Raw genomic sequence first — 12,262 nt, 5'->3', positions numbered from 1 at the left:
TGCCCACTCAGGCGGGCTTGCGTCGGATGACACTTCCGAACCTGACGAGCGGCCGCAGGAGTTCTGCCCTGTTGAAGCGGAGCATGATCAGCCGGTACGCAAGCCAGGAAGGGCTCAAGAACAGCCCTGTGAACCAGACGATATGAGAGGCGGCTGCGCGCCAATCTGTTGTCGTGGTCAGCGCAAGCCATATCCCACGGCGCAGAAGTGAACTCGACGTGTCCGCGTCCTGCCCAACATAGCGCAGTCCCAATTTACGCGACGCGAGGCGATAGTTGACAAAGACGATCTCGTTATCGATCGGCCTTGCCGCTTGCACGTGCATGGACTTCTTGTCGCAATGTGCTTTCAGGATATCGAACTCTGCGACGCGGAATCCGATCTGTCTAGGAAAATCCGGAAAGCGCTGCGCCCGCCCCTTCGCGTCATTTCGGCTGATATTTCTGCCATGGAGCCGATATTGCCCCAGGATTTCCTGCACCGTGACCACGTCTCCGTAAAGAGGCGCTATCGTATTGAGGGCGCCGTCATATCCCACGGGCGGATTGAGCGGGACGACCTGTCGAAGAAACGCTCGGGAGTACGCATTTCCTGACATGACTGGCCAGATGTACGTTCCCGATCGTGTAAATTCTGCGTGCACATCGTCTGGCGCGTAGGATTTAGGAAACGCACAAAACGAGCGCCCAAGTCGCCTGCCGGCGCCGTCGATGATGTCCAGATTGAACTGAACTTTCGAAACACCTTCACGCCAGTGCGCAGCGACGTTTTCGAGCGCCGTCGGCATCAGGATGTCATCCGCATCAAGGAACAGCAATACATCGCCTGTCGCTGCGCGATACCCAACCTCGAATGCTGCGATGTTGCCCTGATTTGCCTGAAATATGGCTCGAATCCTGTCACCATAGCCGGCGATGATCTGGCGGGAACCGTCGATCGATCCGTCGTCGACGACGACGATCTCGTCCGCCGGACGGGTCTGATTCAACGCGCTGTCGATTGCCAATCCGACATACCGTTCGTAATTGTAGACTGTTATGACGATGCTGATCTTCAACGCGTGTCGCTCACAAATGTGCAAGTGGCAGAAGAAGCTATCAATCCATGCCTTGATGAGCCAGAAGTAATTTCACGGTCCGCAAATCATCGTTGGTGAGGCAATCGCATGAAAATCGCTCTGATCGATCCGTCACTGTTTACTTGGCCATATGATCTTAAATTAGCCAAAGGATTGACCGATATTGGGCATGCGGCCAGCATCGTCGGGCGCCAGATTGGGCAGAAGCCTTCCGTTGATGAGGACCTGTTTCTTGACCGGCATTTTTATCCGGGATTGCAGTCGCGCTTTTTCAAGAAACTTCCACGTAATGTGCAGCTGGGGCTGAAGGGCCTCAGTCACGCTGAATCAATGACACGGCTGATCAGGCGCTTCAGGAGGACGCCGCCTGATGTGATCCATTTCCAATGGGCACCGCTGGCGATCGTCGACAGCCAGTTCATTCCCATGTTCAGAAGGGTCGCGCCAACGGTTCTGACGGTTCATGATTCGAATCCGTTCAATAACAATCCGAGCTCGCGGATCCAGCGGATTGGCGCGTTCAGCATTCTGCACTGCTTCGACCATCTTATCGTTCATACGACCGTTGCACGCGATCGCCTGCTGCGCGTTGGTATCCCGGACGAGAAGATATCCGTTATCGCGCACGGATTGCTGACGGATCATATCACCCGACCGGCCGACGAGCCCTCGGCCGGAGATGGGCGCGTTCAAATACTCCTGTTCGGCAAGATAAAGCCCTACAAGGGAGTCGACGTCATGCTTCGCGCGCTTGCGCTGCTTCCCCGAGAGGTCAGGGCGAATTGCGTGGTGAAGGTCGTGGGCTGGCCGGAAATGGCGATGGAGCCGCTGTTTGCGATGGTGAAGGATTTGCAGCTCGAAGATAATGTCGAATTCGACCTGCGTTTCGTTCCGGAAGATGATGTGACCTCTCTGGTTGCGCGCGCCGACATCCTGGCTTTTCCGTACCGGGATATCGACGCATCCGGCGTGCTGATGCTGGCGATCGCGGCGGGACGTCCGATTGTCGCGTCGAACCTTGGAACGTTTTCAGAATGGCTGAGCGATCGGGCAGAGGGGACGCTCGTTCCTCCAGGTGATCCCGCCGCATTGTCCCGGACGCTCGAGCGCTTGATCAGCGACCCTGATTATCGAAACCGCAAGAGTCAAGGAATGTTGGAGCTGCGAGACTCCGTGCCGACGTGGACCTCGATTGCACGCCTGACCGAGGCCGCCTATGCGAAGGCTGGCCGGCGTGTGGGCTCGCCGGCCAGTGCCCAGGTTCTGCAGCGTTCAGGAAACTGAAGGGGTCATCTGCCAGGTGGTCTGGCGGATCCACAGGATACCCCAGAAAAAGCCAAGGGCCCACGCGAAGTGCATCACGACGGCGGCCGGCAGTGCAAGCAGCCCGCAAATTGAGCGATGTTTTACTGCAATCATCATTGCGGTCAGCGCCAGTATCGCCAGATAGACCGCCGGCAATGTCAACAGCAGCGGTGCAGCCGGCGCCAGCACGATGGCGCCCAGCATCAATGCAACATGAGTGGGCACCAGGAATTGACGCAGTCGCAACGATCCTGGATGCCGTCTCACCGTTCTCGATCGACCACGACCGTAGTTGAAGTACTGCTTCGCCAGGCTCAGAAATCTCGATCGCGGTCGATATGAAAGGCGGATGTCCGAATCCAGAAATATCCGGCCGCCGAGTGCACGCAGCCTGCAGTCAAACTCTGCGTCTTCATTATGAGCGAAGGTCTCGTCGTAACCACCAGCCCTGCGGAACGCGTCGATGGTCATCGCCGCATGATGCCCGTGATCGACAAAGCCGCTTTGCTTTCCCCCGCGATGTGCCGATCCGCCCGAACCGACCTTAGTGTCCGAGACCCATGCGACGGCCTTTTGTAGGCAGCCGTCACCACGCGAGTCCATGGGGACCACGACCGAGTCGGCTTGGCGCTCGTCCAAGGTCTTGAGGAGGCGCGAAACATAGTCGGCCGGATATTCGCAATGGGCGTCACACCGCACCAGGACCTGCGCCGCAGCACCATAGACCTGTACGGCTAAATTGACCCCGGCACTCTGCAGCCGCTGGGGATTGCGCAACAGATGGAGGCCGCCAATCTCGTTGGCGAGCTGGCGGACAATGTCAGGCGTCCCATCGGTGCTGCCGCCATCTGCAACCACTATTGTGCGATCTTCGTGGAGATTGTCCTGGGCCAGGTTGCGGACAACGGTCTCGATATGGGAAGCCTCGTTCAAAACAGGTATGACGATCAGGACGTTTCTGGACACGGTTTAGCTGCCACTTGCCATTGTTTGCTCAATCCATTGGCAGGCGCGAGAATGTTCCTTGATGCACGCCAAAGGAGGCGTGGACGGTCCGCTAAAAGAATGGCCAACTCGTGACTGCTTCGTTGATGCGTCGTCAGAAAGGGGCATACCGATGGTGCCTTAAAATGGGCGATCTATTCTGCGTGAATCGTGAATAGTGCGTGCCCGATCGCTCGAAGATCGGAAGCGAACCTGACCGGAGTGATATGTGAGAGTTGTTGTTGCTGTCCCCGCTTTGTTGCTGGCGCTGTGTCATCCTGCATCGGCCGATCCGATGACGTTGGATTTTTCATGGCGCGGGGCGCGCGGCTGTATCACGCTGTTCCCAAATCCGGAGATGCGTCTGCGTAACATTCCCGCTGGTGCCACTTCGATGACGCTCACACTTGCGCAAGGAACTCGCGAAATGGGAGGCCAGGACGTTCCGGTCCCCGGAAATGGCGTTGTGCCGTCGGGGACGATACGGACATTTGGTCCTTGCAAGCCGGGTCTGTATGAATGGACCGCCCTCGTGAAGTCATCGACGGGACAGGTTCTATCGGAAGCGCATCAGGCGCGATTCTATCCCGCGGACGAGACCGCAGCGAAGCAATAATTTCGCAACGTCAATCCTCGTGTTGCACCGTTTCGGGTCTTTGCAACTGCGCGTGGCAGCTCCACGCGTCTGCGCGCAGCCGATTGATCGTACGAATGAAGCCACAATCCATCTAGATAAGAATTGACTGGAATTTGGAATATTGGAGATCAAGAACGAGATCGTGCTTCGTGACAAGGAGTTGAGTGTTGTTGGCGCGAAGGTTGATGAAGACGCGTAACGATGTCGCCGGTCCGACAAATCTCGGTAGTCCCCCACCTCCGATCGATGTGGGGCGCGCGGACGCGGCGAGATGAAAAAGACCGTTCTGGTCACCGGCGGTGCGGGCTACGTCGGCTCGCATTGCTGCAAGGCGTTTGCGATGGCGGGCTGGAACGTCGTGACGCTCGACAATCTTTCCCGGGGCTGGCGCGATGCGGTGCGCTGGGGACCCTTGGTCGAGTGCGATATTCGCAATTCAGCAGGCGTGCGCGCAGTGCTGGAAACCTACAAGCCGGACCTCGTCGCGCACTTTGCGGCGCTGGCTTATGTCGGCGAATCCGTGGCCGATCCCGCCATCTATTACGACAATAACACGAGAGGAACGCTTGCCCTCCTGGAGGCAATGCGAGCGGCCGGCTGTTTGCGCGTGCTCTTTTCCAGCACGTGTGCCAGTTACGGAGTACCCAAGCACACCCCGATAGACGAAACACATCCGCAGGCGCCGATTAATCCCTATGGTTGGTCCAAGATGATCATCGAGCGTATGCTGGAGGACTTTGGTCGTGCGTACGAGATGTCGTCGGTTTCGCTGCGCTATTTCAACGCGGCGGGCTGTGATCCTGACGGCGAGATCGGTGAGCGCCACGAACCGGAGACGCATGCCATTCCGCTGGCGATCGAAGCGGTGCGCCGACCCCATCGGCCTTTCACCATTCTGGGAACGGACTTTCCGACGCCGGATGGAAGTGCGATCAGGGACTATATCCACGTCAATGACCTAGCGCAGGCGCACCTTCTCGCAGGTGACATGCTGGTTGCTCGAGGCGGTACTCATGTCTTCAATCTCGGTACGGGGGTCGGCACGAGTGTGCTCGAACTAGTAGAGGCCGTGAAGCGTGTCTCCGGAAAAGAGCCGGTCGTCAGCCGCGGCCCACGCCGCGCGGGGGACCCGCCCATGCTCGTTGCCTCCTTTGCCAAAGCCAAGCGGGAGCTCGGTTGGAGCCCGCGGCAATCCGAGATCGATTTCATTATCGAGACTGCACTGAGGTGGAGCGATAGCAATCCGTCGGCATATTTCGCACGAAGATGATCGATACCCCATTCGCAGGAATTGGATTGGGAAGGGGCGTGACGCATGTCTCCGTGACGTCGGCGTCCGATGTTGCGGAAACGACGTTGAGCGATGGCATGACGGTGTTCTGGCGCGCCAACCGGCCGATCGGCCATGTGCTGATGCATGAAGGCCAAATTGCGGACGCCAGGATCGATCACATCGACGACGGGTTTCTGTCAGCCGTCGACTCCAAGGTGCGAACTCCGACAGAAGTGAGACTCTCGGCGAGCGTGGTGATCTGCACGCGCGACCGTCCGGACGAGCTGAGCAAATGCTTGTCGTCGCTGCCGAGGCAGACCCATCCCCCAAGAGAAATCATTGTGGTGGACAATGCATCGCGCGATCGGCGGACGCGGGATGTCGCGTTGGCCGCGGCAGCAACTTATATTCGCGAGGATCGACCCGGTCTGGATATTGCTCGCAATGCCGGCGCGCTCCAGGCGACCGGAGATATTGTCGCCTATACGGACGACGATGTGCTGCTTCACCCGGGTTGGCTGGAGCAACTGACATGTGCGTTTGACTCTCCCCAGATCGGTGCGGTGACGGGACTGGTGCTTCCGGCCGAGCTCGCGACCGAAGCGCAACGGCACTTCGAGACGTATTGGGGATTTAACAAAGGCTATCGCGAACAGGATTACGACAGCGCAGCCTTCCGATCGCATCGCGGTCGGGTCCTTCCCGCGTGGGACATCGGCGCCGGAGCAAGCATGGCATTCCGGCGCGAGGTGTTTCAGGCCGTCGGACTTTTCGATGAGCGACTGGACGTCGGTCAGGCCGGCTGCTCGGGAGACTCGGAATACTGGTATCGATTGCTCGCGGGCGGCTACACCTGTCGTTATACTCCGGCGTCGGTCGCATTCCATTTTCACCGCAGGACGATGGACGGCCTGGCCAGCCAGATCTATCACTACATGCGTGGTCATGCGGCAGCGCTTCTGGTGCAGTATGAGCGAACGGGGATCTCGGCGAACCGGCGTCTGGCCTACTATCACAAGCCGCGTTGGTACCTCTCTCGGCTGCTCCGGAAAGTAATGGAAGGAGACAGCATTCGCGACCGCTTCCTGAAGGAGGAGGTGACCGGATATCTCGCCGGATTGCTGTTCTATCATCGCCGAAGGCTTCGCAGATGACGGCCCATCCGCGTACGTCCGTCGTGATCGCCGCACGTGATGCTGCAGAGACCATTGCTGAAACGCTTGACAGCCTGCTCGCGCAGAGCGCCCCTGACTGGGAGGCACTTGTCGTGGATGACGGTTCGATCGATGCCACGGCCGCGATCGTTGCTGAATATGCGGCGCGGGATTCCCGCTTTCGTGTTCTGCAGTCTGGCGGAGGAGGCGCTTCAGGTGCCCGCAACAAGGGAATTGCAGGCGCGCGCGGCAAACGAATACTGTTCCTTGATAGTGACGATTGGATTGATCGGTCCTTCCTTGCCCGGATGAATGCTGCGCTGGATCTGGATCCTTCGGCGGTAGCCGCCTATTGCAATTGTTGCCGGGTTATGCCTGACGGCAGCGAAACTCCCGCCCGCTGCGATCCGGCTATCCAGGACAACGCGTTCGAGCGTTTCGCTCGGACGTGTGCCACGTTCATCCATGGCGTGCTTGTCCTAAAGAGCGCTGTTGCAAAGGTCGGTGGCTTTGAGACCAGCCTCCGCACGTGCGAAGATTGGGACCTGTGGCAACGGATCGCACGCTGCGGCGGCAGGTGGATCCATGTCGACGAGAAATTGAGCTATTACCGGACAAGCGACCGTTCACTGACGCAAGATGTCAAACGGATGCTGGCCGACGCGCGGGTGGTCATTGCCCGCGGATTTTCGAGTGATGACCGCGTCAGCGAGCCGGCACCCGAACATAGGGCGGGAGCGTCAACTGCATATGGCAGCGCCGAGGCAGCGTATGCGTATTTCATGCTCTGGTGTGCCGGATTTGATTGCGGCCGCAGGAATGCCAGCGATCCAACGCTGGAAACGCTGAGCAACATTCCAAAGACCGAGACAGCGGCGGACTTCATTGCCGCTGTTCTGCTCGATGCCGTGATGGTCGGGGCAAGAACGGTACCCGCCAAGCTGGCGGAACGGTGGCCGCAATACGGGGAGGGCGTAACCAACTTCATTTCAGCGATCGGTCGCGCGTGGAACGATCCGGCGGCAGGGCGAAAGTGCCAATACCGCTTCGAGCGGAAAGTGCTCGACTATGACGATCTTTCGGCGCCCAGGGTCCTCACGTTGACGTTCGGCACGCGCGTTGACCTTCGCCGTATCGGCACCATCAGGCCGATCGGGACTATTGATCGATTGTACGTCTATCTCTGTGACGGGCCTCGCATCCTGACGCTGCTCGATATTGGTGCCCTCGGCGCTGTCGACAGCCGCTTCTGGATCGCGCTGGCCGCCGATGGCCTCGTTCACTTGCAGGTCAAAGACCAGATCGGAAGGCTGGTTCGGGCAAAAATCGCACTTCACAAGCGGACCGCACGACTTCAAACTTTCATGCGAGACGGCCGAGATACTCACCGGGGGCGGCTACGCGAGTTGGCCTCGCGGGCTTCATGTGAGGCGCGGTCGCGAGCCATCTCAGGCATCTCTGCTTCCAGCAGTCCTATGCGATGTGCCAGGCGATCTCGAGACACCGCACGCAAGCAATTTTGGGAGGAGTTCTTCGAGCAAGAGGATCCCTGGAACTACGGTTCGTCGTATGAACAGGAAAAGTACACTCGGCAGCTCGAGCTTCTGCCAGACCAGCCCATAGATCGTGCGCTCGAGCTCGCGTGCGCGGAAGGACACTTCACGCGCCAATTGGCCCGCAGGGTCAGACGCCTGTGTGCCGCCGATATTTCAACCAAGGCGCTCGGTCGCGCTCGTGTCCGATGCAATGGGCGTCAGAACGTCGAATTCTCTCAATTGGATTTATCCGCCGATCGGCTCCCACAGGACGTCGATCTGATCGTCTGCTCCGAGGTCCTTTACTACCTTAATGACGAGGCCGAACTAGAATCGGTCGCGAGGCGACTGGTGCAGGCGCTGCGTCCTGGCGGTTACCTTGTGGCGGCCCATACCTTTGTGCTGAAGGACAACATGTCGCGAACGGGGGTCGACTGGGAGAGCCCGTATGGGGCGGAGACCATCACGCGGATTATCCAGGGCGTACCCGGACTCGCCCTGGAGACATCGATCGAGACGGAACTGTACCGTATCGATCGGTTCAGGCGGTTACTCCCGGGCGAAGCCGCCCCTGACATACAGGTGAAATACGCGGCTATCGAGGCGCCGATCGAGGTCGAGGTTGCGCGGTCCATCGTGTGGGGTGGGGCTGTGGCGCGCAGGTTTGACGTCACCCAATCCGAAAGACGCACGCACGCTCCGGTCCTGATGTACCACCGTGTTGCGGTCGAAGGACCAGGTGAACTGGCGCGCTACCGCCTGTCTCCCGATGCATTCCGGCAACAGATGCTGTGGCTTCGCCGCAATGGCTATCACACGATCAACTCGGATCAGCTCGCCTGGTTCGTGGCAAATAATCATCCGTTCGTCGGCAGGCCGGTGCTGATCACCTTCGACGATGGGTACGACGATTTTGCCGAGCATGCATGGCCGATCTTGCAAGCAAACGACTTCTCGGCAGAAGTCTTCGTTGCGACCGATTTCGTGGGAAAGCGGGCGGAGTGGGATGCTCCGTTTGGAGAGCCCGCTTCGCTGCTTGGGCCGACGAGGATCGCTGCGCTTGCCGCCGAGGGCATATCCTTTGGCAGCCATTTGGCGAGTCACCCGCGCAGCGAGCAACTTGCGACCCGGACTCTCGCCGAGGAATTGACGCGATCTCGCGCCCAGTTGGAACAGTGGCTTGGGCGATCGATAACGTCGCTTGCCGCGCCTTTTGGCTCTACCGATCAGCGGCTTGAAATTCTCGCCGCCGAATGTGGTTACAAAACTCTGTTCAACACGGTCGGACGGGCCGTAACACTGAAGGACAATCTGTTGAATCTGCCGCGAATTGAGGTCAGAGGCGATTTTACGTTGGACACATTCGCTCGTTGCCTGGAGCAGTACCAATGAATACGGGGGCGCTCCTGGTCAGCGTGGTTATTCCCGCCTTCAACGCCAGTGCAACGATCGACGAGACGCTTCGCAGCGTCAGGTCCCAGTCGCACCGGGAGCTGGAAATCATTGTCGTGGACGACGGCTCCACAGACAACACGGTCGCAGTTGTCCAGCTGCATACGGCTCAGGATTCGCGAATAACAATCATAGAACAGCGTAATGCGGGGGTCGCGGCCGCCCGGAATGCGGGCTGGCAGGCGGCGGGCGCGGACTTCGTCGCGTTCATTGATGCCGATGATCTCTGGACGCCCCGCAAGATTGAGCAACAGCTTCAAGCCTTGCTTGATGCAGGAGAGCGGACTGGTCTTGTCTACAGCTGGTATGATTGGATCGATGCCGATAGCCGCGTAAGTGCCAGGTCCGATCCCGTCTTTCATGCGGGCGAGGTGCTAGACTATCTCTGTCAGGGAAATTTCATCGGCAACGGCAGCTCGGCGCTGGTCCGCCGGGAAGCCCTCATAGCTGCAAAAGGTTTCGAGAGCGGACTCAGGGCATCGGGGGCAGAAGGCTGCGAAGATCTGCTGTTCTATTGCCGTGTCGCGGAGGCGTACCACTTCGCGGTCGTGCCCAAGTATCAGATTGGCTATCGGTACCTCCCGAACAACATGTCAAGCAACAAGACCCGAATGTTCCGGTCGTGGATGCTGGTCGCGGATGAGATCGTGACAAGACACCCTGAGCGCACGGCGCTCCTAGACCTTGGCCTCAGAAACTATGCGCGTTGGCTGCTTCGGAGAGCTCTGACGGGCGGTCAGTTGTGGTACTTCGCTTCAATCTTTGGACTGCTTTTCAAACGGAATCCCTTGCTCGCGCTCAGGGTCGCCGCGCACGATGTGCCGCGTGATACCGTCTCGGAAATCCGGTGGAAATGGCGTCATCAGCGTCGCAGGGCGGTTCGACCTTCGGCGTCGTTGTTTGCCATCGGCGATCCAACTCAATCGCTATGACAAAGCACGCGAACAACATACGAAGACCGAGAGCTGCTCGCCACGCTGCATTGGTCGAATTGTTCAAGCTGCTCAAGCTTGCTCCACTGCCCGGTTGGGTGACCCCCGCGCTGATTGTGCTTGGCCTCGCGACATCGTTGGCGGAGACGGTCGGGATTACTCTCGTGCTCCTGTTCTTCTATTTCGCCATGGGTCAGGTGGAACTTGCAACGTCGACCAGTGGCCTCCTAGGCGAAGCGCTCCGATATGCGGCGAACTGGTTTCACAGCTCGACCGAAACTGCTGTCGTGCTGCTCCTTCTCATCATTGCTCGCGGTGCCCTTTCCTTTATCAACACACTAATCAGTGCGCGTGTTGGAGAGAAGATCAATGAAATCGCGCGCAACCGTGTCCATCTGCAGTATCTGTCAACTTCGTATTCGTTTTTCCAACGCCATGATGAAGCATATCTCATGGAGGTGTTGGGAACCGAGACTTGGGTGATCTCCGGAGCATACGCCAGTCTTACCCGCATTATCGTGAGTTCGTGTTCGGTTTTTCTCTTCGCGTCCTTTCTGTTGGCGCTCTCGATCAAGGTCACGGTCCTCGCCCTGGTCGCCTTGATGATTGTATCGGCCGGATTGCGCCATCTTTCGTTGCCCATGCAGCAGTTGGGTGCCGGCGTAAAGCTGGTTCATCAAAAGCTGGGTGAGCATATGCTGATGACACTCCAGGGTATGCGCACGATCCGCGCGTATGGCCAGGAGGAGATTCACCAGAAACGCTTCGAGCAGGCTTCGACGCAGGCCCGACAAGTCGCGCTGCGCCTTGCGCGCCTATCCGCCCTGGTCTCGCCTCTGACGGAGGTGGGGTATCTTGTCGTGCTGTTTCTCGTCGTCGCGTTCGCTGATTTATGGGGAATCGGCTTCGCGACGAGCCTGACCGCGGTCGCGTTGCTCTATCGATTGCAGCCGCATATGCGAGATCTGGAAGGGAACTTGCTGTATATGGCGCAGATCGAGCCGCAGCTTCGGTCCATCAGACATATGCTGTCGATAGATGACAAGGAGTACCCGAACGCCGGGCACGTTGCCGTGGCTAAACTGGAGAACGGCATCTCATTTCGCAACGTGACATTCCGCTATGATGCCGGCACCGAGCCCGCTCTTTTGGATGCTTCGTTTGACATTCCTGCGGGGAAGACCACTGCGCTCATCGGAGCCAGTGGAGCGGGCAAGACCACGATCGTAAATCTGTTGTTGCGACTCTATTCGGCCAACGAGGGTGTCATACGGGTTGATGGGCGATCCATCGAAGACGTTCGTCGAACCGATTGGCTCGGCATGCTCGCGATTGCGGGCCAGGATGTCGACCTGGTCGAAGGCACGGTGATCGAGAACGTTCGGATGGCCAAGAATGACGCCTCCGAGGAAGAGGTTCGGCAGGCGCTGCGGGTCGCAGGCATTTCAGAGGTCGTCGAGGCCTTACCGGACAAATACGACACCTGGATAGGACAGCATGGCCTGCGCTTCTCGGGCGGTCAGCGGCAGCGTCTTGGTCTTGCACGAGCGATTGTGCGCAATCCGAAGTTCCTCATCCTCGACGAAGCGATGAGCGCGCTCGATTTGACACTCGAGGACAGCATTCGACGCGCGATCCAGCTACAATTCAAGAACCGAACCTTGTTGCTGATAACACATCGCCTGGATTCAGTGCGTGATGCGGACCACGTGGTGTGCATTGAAAACGGCCGCGTTCGCGCTGAGGGCCCTCCCCCCAAGGTCCTGGCGAGTCGAGGAGCGTGGGTAGCAGGAACTTCGCAAGATGATGTGCTCACTTATCGAATGCGGAATACGGTTCCTTAATCGGAACCTGGCGTGTTCGGCGCTCACCCGATGAATGACGGGCCCTGCACTGAGCCTGCTTGATGCAA

Annotated in this window: 8 protein-coding genes; 6 read left to right on the top strand and 2 right to left on the bottom strand. The window is 58.6% G+C overall.

What is annotated here, in order from left to right; all coding sequences use genetic code 11:
- Positions 1-7 precede the first annotated feature (7 nt).
- Positions 8-1,057 carry a glycosyltransferase gene (locus IVA87_RS11730; RefSeq protein WP_247305564.1) on the bottom strand — a complete coding sequence of 350 codons (1,050 nt, stop codon included), beginning with the start codon at positions 1,055-1,057 and terminating at the stop codon, positions 8-10.
- Positions 1,058-1,165: 108 nt separating this feature from the next.
- Between IVA87_RS11730 and IVA87_RS11725 the strand changes: the two genes are divergently transcribed.
- Positions 1,166-2,362 carry a glycosyltransferase gene (locus IVA87_RS11725; protein WP_247305567.1) on the top strand — a complete coding sequence of 399 codons (1,197 nt, stop codon included), beginning with the start codon at positions 1,166-1,168 and terminating at the stop codon, positions 2,360-2,362.
- On the opposite strand, the gene IVA87_RS11720 is transcribed toward IVA87_RS11725, so the two are convergent.
- Positions 2,351-3,349, bottom strand: a complete 999-nt coding sequence (locus IVA87_RS11720; protein WP_247305570.1) for a glycosyltransferase family 2 protein — start codon at positions 3,347-3,349, stop codon at positions 2,351-2,353. The genes IVA87_RS11725 and IVA87_RS11720 overlap by 12 nt on opposite strands.
- A gap of 926 nt (positions 3,350-4,275) precedes the next feature.
- Between IVA87_RS11720 and galE the strand changes: the two genes are divergently transcribed.
- From galE to IVA87_RS11695, 5 genes are read left to right on the top strand one after another with little or no spacing between them, the layout of a single operon-like run.
- Positions 4,276-5,274 (top strand): UDP-glucose 4-epimerase GalE, encoded by a 999-nt coding sequence (galE, locus tag IVA87_RS11715; RefSeq protein ID WP_247305573.1) that lies wholly within the window; start codon positions 4,276-4,278, stop codon positions 5,272-5,274.
- A gap of 38 nt (positions 5,275-5,312) precedes the next feature.
- Complete coding sequence (locus tag IVA87_RS11710; RefSeq protein ID WP_247305576.1) at positions 5,313-6,431, top strand: glycosyltransferase; 1,119 nt, start codon at positions 5,313-5,315, stop codon at positions 6,429-6,431.
- Positions 6,428-9,358, top strand: coding sequence for a trifunctional glycosyltransferase/class I SAM-dependent methyltransferase/polysaccharide deacetylase (locus tag IVA87_RS11705; protein WP_247305579.1), 2,931 nt, complete (start codon positions 6,428-6,430; stop codon positions 9,356-9,358). Before IVA87_RS11710 ends, IVA87_RS11705 begins: the two co-directional genes overlap by 4 nt.
- Positions 9,355-10,350 (top strand): glycosyltransferase family 2 protein, encoded by a 996-nt coding sequence (locus IVA87_RS11700; RefSeq protein ID WP_247305581.1) that lies wholly within the window; start codon positions 9,355-9,357, stop codon positions 10,348-10,350. Before IVA87_RS11705 ends, IVA87_RS11700 begins: the two co-directional genes overlap by 4 nt.
- 59 nt (positions 10,351-10,409) lie before the next feature.
- On the top strand, positions 10,410-12,194 hold the full coding sequence (locus IVA87_RS11695) for an ABC transporter ATP-binding protein (protein WP_247305584.1): 1,785 nt from the start codon (positions 10,410-10,412) through the stop codon (positions 12,192-12,194).
- The last annotated feature ends 68 nt before the right edge of the window (positions 12,195-12,262 follow it).

The sequence above is a fragment of the Bradyrhizobium sp. 147 genome (genome assembly GCF_023073935.1).
In the GTDB taxonomy this organism is placed as follows: Bacteria; Pseudomonadota; Alphaproteobacteria; order Rhizobiales; family Xanthobacteraceae; genus Bradyrhizobium.
The sequence above is the reverse complement of the archived record's forward strand: the minus strand, read 5'-3'. Positions and strand labels throughout refer to the sequence as shown.